This window comes from Microvirga tunisiensis (genome assembly GCF_009296175.1).
In the GTDB taxonomy this organism is placed as follows: Bacteria; Pseudomonadota; Alphaproteobacteria; order Rhizobiales; family Beijerinckiaceae; genus Microvirga; species Microvirga tunisiensis.
The window spans coordinates 17,407-33,004 of sequence record NZ_VOSK01000050.1; the positions used below are offsets into that span (position 1 = coordinate 17,407).

Here is a 15,598-nt window from a genome sequence, read left to right on the forward strand (position 1 = left end):
AAACCTTTTTCAATCACGCTTCGCTAGATTCGCGGCCAGCCGGCTTAGCTGTTCTCATGTCGAGCGGGATGCGGATATCTGGCGCTCGGAAGCCTTTGCTGATCTTTTGCGTGTGATGCCGCGCGATCTCGGGTGAAATACTGGAGATGAGCAAGACATTGCTTGGACCCGGAAGCCGGCCATGTGTCCAGCTTGACCATGCGGCGCCTTTTATTGAGCTAAATCCCACTTCATCGGTTGAGTTGGCAGGCATGGGCTCATTTCTCCCACCGGGGGGTTAACCTGCCCGCCCGTAAAGCTGAATTATCTTATATCCAAAGCTGAAGCCTCAAGCCTTCGATCTTGTTGGAGCTTTGCTTCGACCGGTGCACTCCGTGCTTCGCTGTCACTATTCCATCAGGTATTAAGAGTAAGCATAAAATATTACTTGAATCAAAATCTATGTTATTTGCGATAGGTATGGTGTAAATTGCATAAAGTATGCACGAATAGGGCCAAGCATAAGTAATTTACTGAGATATACATTATTTTTAGCAAGCTTTTAACTTATGCTCGCCACAAATTATGACCCTACTCCTCCGTCCCGCCGGACCAATTCAGAGGAGACATGTCATGTTGCTCATTCGGTCCGATCTCGACTTCATTCTCTCGCAGATTCTCCAGAGCGAGACGCACACGCCGATCGCTGATCCGTCCCTGCCGTTCGGACTTCGAACCGTCGACGGCACCGGCAACAGCATGGTGTCGGGCCAATACGGCTACGGCGCTGCAGATCATGTTTTTCCTCGCCTGACCGATCCTGAATTCCGCGCGGCCGAGAGCGGGACGACCTACGAACAGGTTCTGAACGATTCGACCGTGACGGATCCGCAGCCGCGCATCATCAGCAACCTGATCGTGGATCAGAACGGGGAAATCAATCCCGCTGCACGCGCGGCCGACGGGAACGGAGGCGGTCTGATCGTGAACGTGGCGCCCGATGCCGATGCTGCGCCGTTCAATCAATGGTTCACCCTGTTCGGCCAGTTCTTCGATCATGGGCTCGATCTCGTCAACAAGGGCAAGAACGGATCGGTGATCATTCCGTTGCAGCCGGACGATCCGCTCTACGTGGCCGGCAGCCATGAAAACTTCATGGTGCTGACACGGGCGACCAACCAGCCGGGGCCTGATGGAATCGTCGGAACGGACGACGACATCCACGAGCACATGAATCAGACGACGCCGTTCATCGACCAGAACCAGACCTACACGTCACATCCTTCGCATCAGGTGTTCCTGCGCGAATACGCGCTCGATGCCGGCGGCAAGCCCGTCGCCACCGGGGCCCTGCTCGATCATGCCGGCGGCGGCCTCCCGACCTGGGGCGATATCAAGGCCCAGGCCAGAACCATGCTCGGCATCATGCTCACCGACGAGGACGTGACCAACATCCCGTTGCTCGCGACGGACGAGTATGGCCAGTTCATTCGCGGCCCGAACGGCTTCGCTCAGCTTGTCCTGCCGGGTCCGGACGGACTTGCAGGCACGGATGACGATGGTCTCGTCGACGGCAATCCATCGGCTCCCGCAAGCACGACTGGCGCCGCTCATACGGGCCACGCCTTTCTCGATGACATCGCGCACGATGCCGTCCCGACCGGCAAGGTTGCCGATGGCGATATCGAGGTCAGTCTCGCAAATCTCGACGGATCGGATACGAGCGGCAATTACGACAACGAGCTTCTCGATGCGCATTTCATCACGGGTGACGGGCGCGGCAACGAGGATATCGGCCTGACGGCGGTCCATCACGTCTTTCACGCCGAGCACAACCGGCTTCTCGATCAAATGAAGGATCTGATCCGCGCCGAAATTCCCGCCGATCCCGATTTCGTGCGCCAGTGGCTGCGTCCGGGAGCGGATCTGGCCGACGGTATTCAGGCACGCGAATGGAACGGCGAGAGGCTGTTCCAGGCCGCGCGCTTCGGCGCCGAGATGCAGTATCAGCACCTGGTGTTCGAGAATTTCGCGCGGCGCATCCAGCCCAATATCGACGCGTTCGAAGCATACGACGTCACCATCGATCCTGCCATCACGGCGGAGTTCGCGCACACGGTCTATCGCTTCGGGCATTCCCTGCTGCGGGAGACCGTCGACCGCATCGATGCGGACGGCAACCTCGTGGATGCGGATCCCACCACGGTGGGCGACCAGCAATTGAGCCTTGTGAGCGCATTCCTGAATCCAGTGGCCTATGCGCAGCGAGGGGTGTCCGGCGCAGCGGCGGCGGAAATCGTCCGCGGCGCGACCCATCAGGCCGGCAACGAAATCGATGAATTCGTGACCGGTGCCCTGCGCAATAACGTCCTTGGATTGCCGCTCGATCTCGCCGCCCTCAATCTCGCGCGCGGGCGAGACACGGGCGTTCCCCCTCTCAACAAGGTGCGCGAGCAATTCTTCGACGGAACCGGAGACGCCGATCTCAAGCCTTATGAAAACTGGGCGGAGTTCGGCGGCAACATCCGTCATCCCGAGTCGCTGATCAACTTCATCGCGGCCTACGGCATTCATCCTCTCCTCGACGCGGCCACGATGACAGCGGAGAAGCGTGCCGCCGCCACCGCGATCGTCGAGGGGCGCGACGACGACCCGGACACGCCGGAGAACGAGAGCGCCGCTCCGGACACCGACTTCCTGAATGGCACCGGAGACTTCGCAGCACGCGAGACCGGCCTCGACGACATCGACCTGTGGATCGGCGGTCTGGCCGAGAAACCTCTGGCATCCGGCGGCCTTCTCGGTTCGACGTTCAACTTCGTCTTCGAGACGCAGATGGAGAGCCTGCAGAGCGGGGACCGCTTCTATTACCTGTCGCGCTTGGAAGGCACCAACTTCCTGACGCAGCTCGAAGGAACGTCCTTTTCCGAACTGGTGATGCGAAACACCGGCGCGAAGCATCTTCCCTTCGATGTGTTCTCGGTGCCCGCCGACACGATCGAGGCCGGTGATCCATCGACCGATCCAGCGGGCGGTTCAGGCAAGGTCGTCCGAAGCGCCGGTTGGGTGTCCTATGACGGCACGGCCCATGTGGTCATGGGCGGAACCGAGCGGGACGACCAGATCCGATCCGGTGCCGGGGATGACACGCTCTGGGGCGACGGCGGCGATGATGTGCTCGTCTCAGGTGTCGGGGACGACGCGCTCATCGGCGGCGATGGCGACGACCGGATGTCGGGCGAGGACGGCGACGATTTCTTGAGGGGTGCGGGCGGCAACGACAGCATGGAAGGAGGGCGTGGAGCCGACCTGCTCGTCGGCCTCGAGGGACGGGATCACGTCCGGGCCGGTGACGGCGACGACGAGGTCTTCGGAGGTCTCGACAACGACCGGATCGACGGCGACAGCGGCGACGACGACCTGCTCGGAAACGAAGGCGACGACTGGATCAAGGGTGGTGAAGGTAACGATCATCTGGTCGGCGACAACGGCAACCCCTTCGGCGCACCGCTTGCGGATACCGACACGGCCGCCTTCTCCGGCCGCTTGTGCAACTACACGATCACGCACAATGCCGACGGCACGTTGACCGTCACCGACAAGGTGGGGAAGAACGGGACCGATACGCTCCTGAACATCGAGAGACTGCAGTTCTCCGACCGGTCGATTCTCGTCGATGGTGGATTGAGTTTGAGGGAGCCGTCGACCGCAAATTCCGCAACGCACGACCCCGCGGCCGATTTTGCAGAGGTCGGCGATGCGTCGACGGATGCGCAGCCGATTGCAGGCGCGGCGAGCGGTAAAGCCCTTGTTTCGGATCCATTGCACTCGAACCCCAGCCCGCACCCACTGTCGTTCGGGCAGGGCGATGTCATTCTGGCCTGATCGGAATCTCTGGCGTTGCGGAAGGATAGCGCCGGAACTGACGTTACGCCGATAGGAGGGGTTCCACTTTGCTCCAACCCTCTTCCGTCATCACCGGCCTTGTGCCGGTGATCCCGAAGGGAAAGGTGCTGCTCTTCATACAATCGAGATGGCCGGCACAAGGCCGGCCATGACGGTGCGGTCGTCATGCCGACAGCCGCAGGCGGAACCGAGGTTTCCGATCTCGGAGCAGATGCGGCACGGGAAGGCGGAGCGACGATTCAATGAAAAGAGAACGGTTCTAGCCCAGCACGGCTTCCTTGCGCAGGAACGCGGGAAGGTCGGAGATCTTGGGGCGGCTCTGCTGCAGCTTGGCGGCCCGAACGGCTGCGGCGAGGGCGGGCAAGGCGACGGCCTTGAAAGCCGGGATGGAGCGGGCAGCGTTCTGTTCGCCCGGTCGGATATCGCGGTCTGGAGCGTGCTGGGTCATGAATCCTCTCTGAAAATCAGGCTGTCATTGCAACCTGCCCTTATGATCCGGCTGCCTGTGACTGCTTTGGGGCAGACCTGTGATCTTGTGCTGGCTTGGCTGCAAACGAACCACTCAAGGTGAACCAATGCTTAACGCTGCAACATTCCCGCCGAGGCTGCGGTCGGTTGTTCAGCATTCTTGGTGGACCAAGCTGTGAGGCTCGGGCGCAGAGCCAGGATCGAGACCAGGACAAGGGCGCCGATCATGCCCCCGTGCTCGCCCGCCGTATGAAGCGCGGTGATCGCCCGTTCGCCCTCGAGGCGCCAGAAGGCGTGGACGATCAGGATCGTGAGGAAGGTGAACACTCCGAGTGCTCCGGCGCCGAGCCAGGTCCAGCGCTTCGCGACGATGAGGGCGGACCCGGTCAGCTGGACAAAGATTGTAAGGCTGTTGAACAGCCAAGCCGGCTCCAGGCCGAACTGACGCATCTCCGCCACGCCGCCCGGGAAATCGAGCAGCTTGATCAGCCCGCTGGCCCAGAACGGGAAGGTGAGCAGAATCCGGGCGACGATTTCCGTTCCCCGGCTCGAGAGCAATGCGTCGATCCAGCGTGGCGTCATGGCGGCTACCCCTCGTTGACGTTAGGACAGGGATGCCTTCTAGGGCCAAGCTTTCTTACAAGCTGTGCGCACCCGCACATTTTGCGAAAGCCTCGCCATCCTTCATTCCCATCTCGTAGGCTTTGCGGATGCCGGCCGGATTGGTGATGTCGAATTGCCCGATGGGAACGGGCTCGGATGGCTGGATGTAGGTGCGGCCCTTCACGTCCGGAAACGCGCGATAGAGGCGCGAGAGAATAACCAGGGTTTTGCCGCCCTGCTCCTCGATCGGGAGGAGAGGCTCCGTCGGCACGTTGTCGACGAGCCCGCCGTCGAGCGCCACCATGCCACCGATGAGGCCGACCGGCATGAAGGGCGGCACGCTGGCGCTCGCCATCAGGGCAGCCGACAATTCCGCGGGCGAGGCCAGATCCTGCACCCGGATGAATTCCGGACGAAACCCGAGGGCGCGCCCGCCGCGCGGATGAACCGGAGAGCGCCATTTCTTCTCGATCTGATATGTCGCAAGGCCCAGCGGAACGGCGAGCGAGAGGGGCAGGCGACGCGGCTTGCGGGCCAGTCCGATCAGGATGCTCGGACCCTGCTTCAGGCGCTCCAGGGCATTCTCGTCGATGATCGCTGCGATCAGACTGCGATACATAAGCGAGACCGGCCAGGGCGAGCCTTCGCTGCGCCAAGCGCGCCACTCGAAATTGCGTCGCCCGAGGCTGCAGCCTTCCGCCACCATCTCGTTGACGCGTCGTCCAAGCCCAAGGAGGCTGTAGCAGGCGGACCAGGCGCCCGCGCTCACGCCGACGACCATGGCGGGGCTGCAGGCCGAGCAGCGGGGCCGCGGCTTCCCAGAAGCCGCCCTGCCAATAGCAGCGGTTGCCGCCGCCCGCGAAAGCGACTGCGTCGAACATCGATGGTTCTATCGCTGCTTGGGGGAAGGAGCGTCTTCCTCGGCCCGCGCCCGATCCCGCCAGGCCAGAACGATGCGCTCCAGATCGGCCAGATCCTGAGCCGGGAGGGTTCCGAGCGTGCGCATGACATAGGCACGCTGCGCGGCGATTCCGCGGTTGGCCAGATCGCGACCCTTCGAGGTCAGGTACAAGGCATTGGAGCGCCGGTCCCCGGGGATCGAACGCCGCTCGACGAGCTCGGCTTCGACCATGCGGTCGAGAAGCCCCGAGACATTGCCCTTGGTCACGTAAAGGCGCCCCGCCAGTTCCTGCTGGCTCATGCCCTCGCACTCCGTGAGGGTGGAGAGCAGATCGAACTGCGGAATCGACAGGCCCAACTCTTTCAATTCCGCAGCGACCGCGTTGGTCGCCCGGCGGTTCAACCGGATGAAGCGGAACCAGATCCGCAGAGGATCGGCGGTCTCGACGGGAGCAGGGGCGGGTGACGGCATCAAAGGCTTGAGGCTCCTGATAGAGACAATAGTTTATATTGAAACCATTCCATCCGTCACCCCTCTCGGAAAGGGGTAGCGGGTGTTTACCAAGAAATTGCATTGGATCCCTGAACGCAGGGCAGCCGGCCGCGCGATATGTTCTATTGTTGACCTTCCGTGGTAAGGATGGGGCACTATGCCGCTGAAGGTTTGAAATGACCGCCTCTCTCCATGCCGACGGAACGCTTCCCGCATCGCAAAGCTCACCCATGTCCTTCTCAGGACCGGGCCGAGAATTCCTGAGGCTTCTGATCACTGGAAGTCTTTTCCAGATTCCGACATTCGGGTTTTATCGCTTCTGGCTGATCACCAAGTTGCGTCGCCACCTGTGGGCCAATACTCAGATCGAGGGTGAGGCGTTCGAGTATACCGCACGGCCAAGGAACTGCTCATTGGTTTCCTCGTCGCTCTGGCTGTTCTGGTGCCGCTCTATGTTGCGTACGCCATTCTCGGCGTCATTCTCGAGGAGCAATATGCGTTCGCCAGCGTGCCGCTCGTCGTCATCATGTACGTGCTTGCTCATTTCGGCAGTTATCGCGCCCGCAAGTACCGCGCGAGCCGGACGGTGTTTCGAGGCATACGGTTCTGGATGAAGGGATCGGGCTGGCCCTATGCCTTCAGGGCCGTCCTGTGGGATCTCTCAACGGTTCTCACCCTCGGTCTCGCGCTGCCATGGGCGATGGCCTCGCTCGAACGCTACAGAATGCGCAACACATACTTCGGCAGCGTCCAGGGCGATTTTGGCGGGACGGGTTGGTCTCTTTTCAAGCGCGGTTGGTGGGTCTGGGCGCTTGGCCTCATCGGCCTGGTCTGCTTCGCGTTGCTTGCCTTTGTCCTCAGCAAACTTTCAGTCGGAAGAGGCGAGAGGGCGTTGCAGGTCATTCCCTTCCTGCTGATCCTGATCGGCTTGGTCCTCGTGCCCCTAGCCATGGCGATCTTCACCCGCTGGCATATCGACGGCTTGCGCTTCGGCGATGTCACTGTGGCAAGCGGCTTCCGAGCCGGCACCTTTTACGGCTTGTTCTTCAAGCTGATCTTCTCATCTCTCGGCTTCCTGGTGGCCTTCGGCCTCGTGGCCGGATTGCTGGGCTTTCTGTTCGCCACTGCCTTCAATGGGGTGATGACGGCAGCTGAGGGCTTTTCCTGGGCTTCGGTGAGCGCCGGCGTTTTGGTAGCCATCGGCTATCTCATCGCCTTGCTCGGCCTCGGCGTCCTCCAGCGCTATTTCCTCGGGCGGGGCCTGTGGGCTGCTATCGTGACTTCAACGGCGATCACCAATCTGCAGTCGATCGATGCGGCAGTGGCGGCTGGCGAACCGGCCGGCGTTCTGGGAGAAGGACTGGCCGACGCTCTCGATTTCAATGTCGGCATATGAGGTCGGTCATGGCGGATGCGGTGTTCTATGACGGCGAAAGCGCCCGCCGAAGAACGGTCTCCCTGAACGTTGCCGCGTCCGCCATCGACATTCACGAGGGCCGCGAGTGGATCGCCTCCTGGGCTGTCGCGGAGGTGAGACAGCGGGAAGCGCCCAATGGCGTCCTGCGGCTCACGCGCAGCGGCGCATGCTCCCTTGCACGACTTGATGTCACCGATGCGGAGCTCCAAGCAGCCATCCGCCTGAGTTGTCGGCATCTCGATGACTCCGATCGGCGCGAACGGACAGGGCGGATCCTGTTCTGGTCTGCTGCGGCGACCGTGTCGATTCTTCTCTGCGTCTTCCTGCTGCTTCCCATCCTGGCCGAGCGGCTGACGCCACTCATTCCATTCTCCTACGAGCGCCGGCTCGGCACGGCCGTCGACAACCAGGTGAGGACGATCTTCAGCGGGAAGATCTGTGAGGAGCCTCGCGGCCTCTCGGCATTGAAGGTGCTCACGGCGCGCCTGCAGAAAGCGCAAAATCCGCAGGTGGATGTCGATGTCGCGGTTCTGGAATCGAAGGTTCCGAACGCCATCGCTCTGCCGGGCGGGCGGATCTATCTGTTCAAGGCTCTTCTGGACAAGGCGGAATCCGTCGATGAGGTCGCCGGCGTGCTGGCCCATGAAATGGGTCATGTCGCTCATCGCGACGGGCTCCGCAAGATGATCCAGGCCGGCGGCACATCCTATTTTCTCGGATTGCTGCTGGGCGATGTGACGGGCGGAGGTGCCATCGTCCTGGTCAGCCGCTATCTCATCGACAGTGCCCATTCGCGCGAGGCGGAAGCGGCTGCGGATGATTTCGCCGGGCGGACCATGGCGGCTCTGGGGCGTCCGGCCTATGCGATGGCCCTGCTGCTCCAGCGGATCGAGGGCGATAGGACGACCGATGGGAACGATTTTGCGATCCCGGCTTTTCTGTCCACCCACCCGGTCACCGACCAACGGCTGAAAGCTTTGGAAAAACAGGTGCTGCCCCACCAAGGCGAGCCGCTTCTTAGCCAAGAGGAGTGGCGCGCGCTCAAAGAGATTTGTAAGACGACCTGATGCGCCGTCTCATCATCGAAGAACCGGTCTCCCGCCCGGCGAAGTGGTCTCCCACGCTGGCATGGTTTGCGCTCGTCGTGACCGTGTTCGCGGTGCTGCTGATCCGCTTCAACCGGATCGATTATCAAGCAGGCTTCATCGCGCTCGGCGCGGGCATCGCCATCGCACTCCTGGCCGTGGCCATGTCCTTTCTCGGCTTCATCCGCATCTGGCAAGAGGGGCGTCAGGGGCTGGGAAGCGCCATCAGGGGGCTTCTCCTCGCAGCCCTCGTTCTCGCCTATCCGGGCTTCATGGCGCTCAAGGCCGCGACCCTGCCGCCGATCGCCGATATCAGCACCGACACGGACGACCCACCGGCCTTTTCCCGCTCCCGAGCCGCACTCCAGGCCCGTGACGGCCGCGTCCCCCCGGATGTCCCGTGGGAGGCGCGCGAGATGCAGCGGGCCTCCTATGTGCAGATCGCGCCGCTCACCCTCGATATCGGTCCGGATGAAGCCTTCGCCATCGTGCAGAAGGCGGCCCAGAATCTCGGCTGGCAGGTGATCGAGGCCGTCCCGCCCGGCGGGCGCGTCGGCCTGGGGCGCTTGGAGGCGGTCGACCGTTCGCGCCTGCTCAAGATGCCGAGCGACATCACGGTGCGGGTCCGCCCGCGCGCCGACGGCACGCGCATCGACATCCGCTCGGCCTCCCGCTTCGGCAGCCATGATCTGGGCACCAATGCGGGGCATATCCGCGACTTCCTCGAGGAAGCCTCGAACCTAGCGGTCGCGGTGCGCTGATCAAGCCAACCGGTATTCGCTGTTCAGGGCCGGGAGGCCGTCGACGGCAGCCTGTCCCTTGGCGACCAGATCCTCCAGATGCGCGAAGACCGAGAGCCCCGCGGCTCCGACCAGGGCCGGATTCAGGCCCTGATAGATCGCGGCCACGATCTCGGGGATCGTCCGGTCGCCGGCCCTCAGGCGGTTGAGGATCGAGGCCTCGCGCTGGCGTCGATGATGGATGAGGGCCCGCACGAAACGCTGGGGCTCCTGCACCGGGCCGCCGTGACCGGGCCAATAGAGGGTCTCCCCGCGCCCCCTCAGCTTGTCGAGGGAATCCATGAAGGCGCTCATCGATCCGTCGGGTGGCGCGACGACGGTCGTGGACCAGGCCATCACGTGATCGCCCGAGAACAATGCCTTCTCCTCGGGCAGCACAAAAGCGAGGTGGTTGGCCATGTGTCCGGGTGTGGCGAGCGCCTCCAGGGTCCACCCGAGTCCTTGGACGGCATCGCCCTCGCGCAGCTCCCGGTCGGGCGCATAATCCTTGTCGGAACTGGCCTCAAGCGAGTTGATCTCGCCGGAGAACAGAGGCCGGGCGCTATGATGGGGCGCACAGCCGACGATCTCGGCTCCCGTGGCAGCCTTCATGGCGCGGGCGGCGGGCGAGTGGTCCTTGTGGGTGTGGGTGACGAGGATATGGGTCACCGTCTCGCCCCGCAGCGCGTCGAGAAGCGTCTCGACATGACCGGGCACGTCAGGCCCCGGATCGATGATGGCGACGCTCCCTGAGCCGACAATATAGCTGCAGGTGCCCGTAAACGTGATCGGTCCCGGGTTGTTGGCGACGATCCGGCGGACGAGAGGGCTCACTCGCACGCATTCTCCTGACCGGGCAGGAGGGCGGATGTCGAAGGTGAGATCGTCGGCCATGCGGGAATCCTCAGGGATGCGGCGGGAAGCATCTGGCGCTTCCTAGAGCATAAGACTCAAAAGTGGAGTCCACTTTTGGATCTGTCCGGCGCTTATGCTCTGCGATGGCGCGTCGCGCGGAAAACCGGTTCCACCTTTCTGCGCGATGCACCAGCGAACCTCAACCCAGCCGCAAGGTTCTTATCTCTCTCCGGAATGTTGGACTAATGGGTGTCCACAGCACCCGGAAATGCCTGAATCCGCAGCTTGAGGCACGGGCTGGACCTCCCTATAAGGCTTCATGAGCCGCCGCGCGATGGCGGAACGATCTGGAGATTCAATTCATGGCGACCGGCGTCTCTTCGCTGTCTTCTTCGTCGACCCTCGTCGGCCTCCTCTGGCCGTCCCGGGACGATGCTCGCTTCGCTGCCCTTCGCGCCCTCGTCCTGATGGTCGTCGGCACGGCGCTTCTCACCGTTTCGGCCAAGGTTCAGGTGCCGCTGCCTTACGTTCCCATGACGTTGCAGACCCTGGTCGTGCTCCTCATCGGCGCGTCCTACGGCTGGCGCCTCGGCGGTGCGACCGTTGCTCTCTATCTGCTTGAGGGCGCCATGGGCCTGCCTGTCTTCGCGGGCCCGACCGCTGGTATCGGCTACCTGATGGGTCCTACCGGTGGCTTCCTCCTCGGCTTCCTGGCCGCAGCCGTCGTGATGGGCTTCATGGCCGAGCGCGGCTGGGACCGTTCTCTCCTGCGCGTCATCATCATGATGAGCATCGGCCACGCCGTGATCTTCGCCTTCGGCCTGGCTCAGCTGTCCCTGGTCGTGCCCTTCGCGAAGGCCTGGACCGTAGGCGCCGCTCCTTTCGTGGCAGCGACCCTCGTGAAGACCGCGCTGGCCGTGGCCCTGATGCAGGCGGCCTGGTCCGTGACCCGCCGCGGCGGCAAGGCCTAATCCGGCCTTCAAGATCAAGTCTTTCGGAAGCCGCCTTCGGGCGGCTTCTTCGTTTCCAGGACGAGACCGAGGTTCAATCAGCAAGCGGCCGGGAGCCCTCGCCCTTGAGGGCGAGGAGGGATAAGGCTGCGAAGTGCAAGCTTGGCATTGTTCCTGGAATGTTCTATGTCTCGGGAATGCTTTGCGCCACAAAGGTCCGCATCTACCCGACGCCCGAGCAGGCCGAGTTTCTCGGCCGGCAGTTCGGGGCCGTGCGCTTCGTGTACAACAAGGCACTGGCCGTGAAGCGCCATTGCTACAAGGTCCACAGCCAGAAGCTCTCCACCATGCACGACCTCAAGAAGCTCCTCCCCGTAGCCAAGAAGTTACGCCGCTATGCTTGGCTCGCCGACTACGACGCCATGGCGCTGCAGCAGGCCTGCATCAACCTCGATAAAGCGTTCAGGAACTTCTTCGAGGGGCGTGCCAGGTTCCCGCGCTTCAAGAGGAAGCACGGCGAGCAGAAGTCCTACCACTGCTCCGGGAAGATCGCAGTGCTCGAGGACTCGATCATGCTGCCGAAGATGGCCGGGCCGATCAAGGGGGTGATCCACCGTCCCGTCTCCGGCACGCTCAAGTCGATCACGGTCACCAGGTCGGCCACGGGCAAGTCCTTCGCCGCGCTGCTGTTCGAGGACGGCAAGACGAAGCCCGAGCCAGCGCAGGTCGTGCCGGAGGAGGCGATCGTCGGCGTGGATGTAGGAGTGATCAACCGCGCCACCGAGAGCAACGGCCGCGAGACGCCGAACCCGAGGTTCTTGAAGCGGGCGCTGCACAACCTGCGGCGCAAGCAGAAGGCAGTTTCACGCAGGAAGAAGGGATCGAGAAACCGGGCTGAGGCACGGCTCAAGGTCGCCGCGGCGCACGAGCGCCTGGTGCATGCACGACACGACTTCCAGCACAAACTCTCCAGACGCCTGACCGACGAGAACCAAGCGGTCTGCGTGGAGACGCTGGCAGTCAAGAACTTGCTCAAGAACCCGAATCTCGCCCAGGCCATTGCCGACGCGGCGTCGTACAGCCTGATCGCAAAGCTCACCTACAAGGCGGAACGGATTGGCAACCATTTGGTGAAGATCGATTGGTGGACGGCATCCTCCTTGACCTGCTCGTGCTGCTTGCAGGTCAAGGAGGAGCTTGATCTGAAGGAGCGCCGCTGGACCTGCGAGGGTTGCGGCACGGAGCATGACCGGGACGAAAACGCGGCGCTGAATATCAGGCGCGCTGGGATCGTCGAGCTAAGGGCGGGCGGTTGGCACGTCCCTGTCTGTCGAGGCCTGCGTAAGACTGTCCACGCGACCGCTGCGGCCAGTGAAGCAGAAATCCTTCCGGCGTGAGTCGCGAAGCCCCGTCGTTCACGCCGGGAAGCCATCACCCGACTGAATGTACCAGCTTGAGCTTGGGCTTCGACTTCGCTGTGCCATAGAGGAAGGTGATGTCGACCCATTCCTCATCGCCGCCAGCTTCCTCGAGGCGGTACCCCATCTGTTTGGCAATGGCCTCGACCTGACTGAGGTTCGACCGTGCGATCCAGCGGGAAAACTCGCTCAGTCCCTGGTCCATCAGAACGGCGATCATGCCGATCTCGACGCCTTGATCGAAGTCCTCACTGCGGCCGGGAAAACGCAGCCGCAACCCGTCATCTAAGTGGATATGTCGCATAATGGAAAGCCCCCAAATCACCCTTTCCGGGCACCTTTTATTGGAATGTATCAAGAAACGCCCACAGCGGGAAGGCGGCATGGACGCGCATCTCGAACGTCCCGCCAGAAGCGAGGGGGAACTCACCCGGCAAACCGCTCATTAGCCCTGCGATCAATCCGAACAGGAGAGCTCCCATGGCCGAACGCAGGATCACCGCCTTCTTCGACACCTACGATGAAGCCGCGCGGGCGGTGACCCGGCTGGAGGCGGCTCATGTTCCGAATTTCGAGATCAGCCTGGTTTCCAACAACTTCAACGACGCTCATACGCATCACACGACACGCTCCTTCGACAAGGAGGGATCGTCTCACGAATTTGCTGGAGCAACGGCTGCAGCCGGCACGGTCGCCGGGGCCGGAGCCGGGCTCCTGGCGGGGCTCGGCACAGTGGCCGTTCCGGGCTTTGGACCCGTGATCGCAGCGGGATGGATCGTCTCGACCCTCGTGGGTGCCGGCGCCGGTGCCGCCGTGGGCGGTCTCGCGGGAGCGCTAGCGGATGCCGGTCTCAGCGATGAGGATGCGCAGAATTACGCGGAAGGCGTTCGCCGCGGCGGCGCGCTCGTGACCGTGAAGGTCGACGAGGCGCAGATGGACAGGGTGGTGAAGATCCTCGATGACGAGGGCGAGATCGAGCCGAGCGAAAGGGAGAGGGCGGCGGCGAGGGCAGCGGATGAGGCCCCGGCGCCTCCCATCGGGGCGGCGGCTTCCACCACCACCGGACTGACGACGGATCTTATGCCGATTCCCCTCGAGGAGGATGCCGACGATCACACGCTCCACGTCGAACTGGAGGATGAGCGCCTTCGCCGCCCGACAGGAACGAGATCTGAATAGGTAAGAGCGAGAGGCATGAGATGCCTCTCGCCTTCCACGTGTTCACTTCACTCGATCAAGCAGTGCGGCCGTTGCGCAGAAAGCGATCCAGGCTCCATGCGCCGCCGCCGGCCGCTGCGATGAACAGGAAGACGAAGCAATAGAGAATGGCCGCATCGCCGCCGTTCAGAACGGGATAGACGCTGCGCGGAGCATGGGCGATCCAATAGGCGGCAGCCATCAGGCCCGAGAGAACGAAGGCGACCGGGCGCACGAACAAGCCGGGGACGAGAAGCGCTCCACCCACGATTTCGAGAACACCCGCGATCCAGGGGAGGCTGAAGGCTGCCGGTCCAGGATTGGGTGAGACCGGGAAGCCGAGAAGCTTCTGTGTGCCATGCGCCATGAAGATGAGCGCGGCAACGATGCGCAGGATGCTGAGAAGGCGCGGTGCCCAAACGGTCTCAAGCTGAGTGGTGTTCATCAAAGGGTCTCCAGGTTGGAAAACTCAGCGGCTGGCTTGGCCGATCCGCTCATGAGCGAAACCCGATACAAGTTCGGCTCGCATCTTCCCATCCCCCAAAGCGCAGCTTCCAGTAACGAATTGCTTACTACGTTCCCAACACAGTTTGATCCTCGGCAAGGCTCAGGCGTTTCTCCGCCACCAATAGAACACGAGGCTTTCATGACCATCCTCGATCCGAAAACCGGACAGCTCGTCACCATCGATCTCACCTCCAAGCCGCGCCATGCATGAGGTGACCTGAAATCGCTGCCGGTGAGTAGTGAAAACCCATTCCAAATCGTCAAAATACTGTCCTCCTCCCACTTTTTTGATCATCTCCTCCGCTGATCAGATGCGCAAAGTGCCTTATTTAACCCTCTGTGGCACGGGCGCGTGACCCAACGCACATCGCGGATGGGATATTCCGTCGATAGTCCAAGGGCCGGAACCGTTGCTCCGCAAAGGCATTGGCTAGCAGGAATGGATTCATTCAGGCGCCAAGCCAAGTTTTGTTGGTGGATTGATCAGCAACCGGAGCGGTGGCGCTCTGCGTTTTTTGAAGAGATCGAATGGTGAGGAGAGTCGAATGGCTCTGACGGGACGTTTTAATCTTCGCAAAACTTTCACCGGCCGCATCGTCCTGCAGGTGGAGGAGGAGGTGACGGGCTTCTGGAGCCGAATGTTCGGAAAGACCAAGCTGCACCGTCGCTGGCGCGATGCAAATGTGCTCGATCTGGCCGCGCCGGAGTTGCGTAGCCTCGTCGATCTGCGCTTCCGTCCCAGGTACATGCCTCAGACCAGCGAGAACCCGCCAGACTGGCCCAAGGCTCCGCGTCAGCTTGAGGCAATCCCGGCTCAGACCCTCCATTATGAGACTTATCAGGAAGACGGGCGCTTCTCGACGCATTGAAGCGCGATGCTTGTCCGAGGGAAGTCTCGACCGCGATCGGCTCCTAGAGGCTGGTGAGCAATTATCTTTCCTTTCGCGTGAGGCGACGCAGCAGGATGCGGCTCATGGCGAGATAGAGCAACATCTCGCCGGTCTCGACCAAGCGTTCGTAGTCCTTGGCGAGCCGCCGGTT

The 15,598-nt window shown here is 62.3% G+C and carries 15 protein-coding genes and 2 pseudogenes; 8 read left to right on the forward strand and 9 right to left on the reverse strand.

Translation table 11 applies throughout. From position 1 onward, the window contains the following. The first annotated feature begins 612 nt into the window (after positions 1-612). Positions 613-3,864, forward strand: a complete 3,252-nt coding sequence (locus FS320_RS14820) for a peroxidase family protein (protein ID WP_162003007.1) — start codon at positions 613-615, stop codon at positions 3,862-3,864. Between the two features lie 280 nt (positions 3,865-4,144). Here FS320_RS14820 and FS320_RS14825 read toward each other — a convergent pair whose 3' ends face one another. The 4 genes from FS320_RS14825 to FS320_RS14840 form a co-directional block, all read right to left on the reverse strand. Beyond that, positions 4,145-4,333 (reverse strand): hypothetical protein, encoded by a 189-nt coding sequence (locus FS320_RS14825; protein WP_152712634.1) that lies wholly within the window; start codon positions 4,331-4,333, stop codon positions 4,145-4,147. A gap of 131 nt (positions 4,334-4,464) precedes the next feature. Continuing rightward, positions 4,465-4,935: a DoxX family protein gene (locus tag FS320_RS14830; protein ID WP_152712635.1), complete on the reverse strand. Its 471-nt coding sequence runs from the start codon at positions 4,933-4,935 to the stop codon at positions 4,465-4,467. 55 nt (positions 4,936-4,990) lie between these two features. Beyond that, entirely contained in the window at positions 4,991-5,737 is a 747-nt protein-coding gene (locus FS320_RS14835; RefSeq protein WP_244627149.1) for a patatin-like phospholipase family protein, read from the reverse strand. A gap of 108 nt (positions 5,738-5,845) precedes the next feature. Then, positions 5,846-6,328, reverse strand: coding sequence for a MarR family winged helix-turn-helix transcriptional regulator (locus FS320_RS14840; protein WP_152712636.1), 483 nt, complete (start codon positions 6,326-6,328; stop codon positions 5,846-5,848). Positions 6,329-6,579: 251 nt separating this feature from the next. On the opposite strand from FS320_RS14840, the pseudogene FS320_RS14845 reads away from it, so the two are divergent. From FS320_RS14845 to FS320_RS14855, 3 genes and pseudogenes are all read left to right on the forward strand, one after another. Then, positions 6,580-7,745, forward strand: a pseudogene (locus FS320_RS14845) (YjgN family protein). An 8-nt stretch (positions 7,746-7,753) separates the two neighbouring features. After that, the gene (locus tag FS320_RS14850; protein ID WP_162003008.1) at positions 7,754-8,833 is read left to right on the forward strand and encodes a M48 family metallopeptidase; all 1,080 of its coding nucleotides are present in this window, start codon (positions 7,754-7,756) and stop codon (positions 8,831-8,833) included. Beyond that, on the forward strand, positions 8,833-9,612 hold the full coding sequence (locus FS320_RS14855) for a DUF1499 domain-containing protein (RefSeq protein WP_152712638.1): 780 nt from the start codon (positions 8,833-8,835) through the stop codon (positions 9,610-9,612). The genes FS320_RS14850 and FS320_RS14855 overlap by 1 nt, the downstream gene beginning before the upstream one ends. On the opposite strand, the gene FS320_RS14860 is transcribed toward FS320_RS14855, so the two are convergent. After that, a complete protein-coding gene (locus FS320_RS14860; RefSeq protein WP_152712639.1) occupies positions 9,613-10,524 on the reverse strand; it encodes an MBL fold metallo-hydrolase in 912 nt (303 codons plus the stop codon). Between the two features lie 323 nt (positions 10,525-10,847). Here FS320_RS14860 and FS320_RS14865 point away from each other — a divergent pair, with 323 nt between their 5' ends. Next, positions 10,848-11,456 carry a biotin transporter BioY gene (locus tag FS320_RS14865; protein ID WP_152712640.1) on the forward strand — a complete coding sequence of 203 codons (609 nt, stop codon included), beginning with the start codon at positions 10,848-10,850 and terminating at the stop codon, positions 11,454-11,456. 176 nt (positions 11,457-11,632) lie between these two features. Next, the gene (locus FS320_RS14870; protein ID WP_152712647.1) at positions 11,633-12,832 is read left to right on the forward strand and encodes an RNA-guided endonuclease InsQ/TnpB family protein; all 1,200 of its coding nucleotides are present in this window, start codon (positions 11,633-11,635) and stop codon (positions 12,830-12,832) included. 34 nt (positions 12,833-12,866) lie between these two features. Here the strand turns inward: FS320_RS14870 and FS320_RS14875 are convergent, their stop codons facing one another. Continuing rightward, the gene (locus tag FS320_RS14875; RefSeq protein ID WP_244627150.1) at positions 12,867-13,130 is read right to left on the reverse strand and encodes a hypothetical protein; all 264 of its coding nucleotides are present in this window, start codon (positions 13,128-13,130) and stop codon (positions 12,867-12,869) included. A gap of 203 nt (positions 13,131-13,333) precedes the next feature. Here FS320_RS14875 and FS320_RS14880 point away from each other — a divergent pair, with 203 nt between their 5' ends. Continuing rightward, positions 13,334-14,032, forward strand: coding sequence for a hypothetical protein (locus FS320_RS14880; RefSeq protein WP_152712642.1), 699 nt, complete (start codon positions 13,334-13,336; stop codon positions 14,030-14,032). Positions 14,033-14,087: 55 nt separating this feature from the next. On the opposite strand, the gene FS320_RS14885 is transcribed toward FS320_RS14880, so the two are convergent. After that, the gene (locus FS320_RS14885) at positions 14,088-14,495 is read right to left on the reverse strand and encodes a DoxX family protein (protein ID WP_152712643.1); all 408 of its coding nucleotides are present in this window, start codon (positions 14,493-14,495) and stop codon (positions 14,088-14,090) included. A gap of 162 nt (positions 14,496-14,657) precedes the next feature. Continuing rightward, the gene (locus tag FS320_RS14890; RefSeq protein WP_152712644.1) at positions 14,658-14,852 is read right to left on the reverse strand and encodes a hypothetical protein; all 195 of its coding nucleotides are present in this window, start codon (positions 14,850-14,852) and stop codon (positions 14,658-14,660) included. A gap of 250 nt (positions 14,853-15,102) precedes the next feature. Between FS320_RS14890 and FS320_RS14895 the strand changes: the two genes are divergently transcribed. Then, entirely contained in the window at positions 15,103-15,426 is a 324-nt protein-coding gene (locus tag FS320_RS14895; protein WP_152712645.1) for a hypothetical protein, read from the forward strand. Positions 15,427-15,487: 61 nt separating this feature from the next. On the opposite strand, the pseudogene FS320_RS47870 reads toward FS320_RS14895, so the two are convergent. Then, positions 15,488-15,598, reverse strand: a pseudogene (locus FS320_RS47870) (IS5/IS1182 family transposase); the annotation flags it as partial.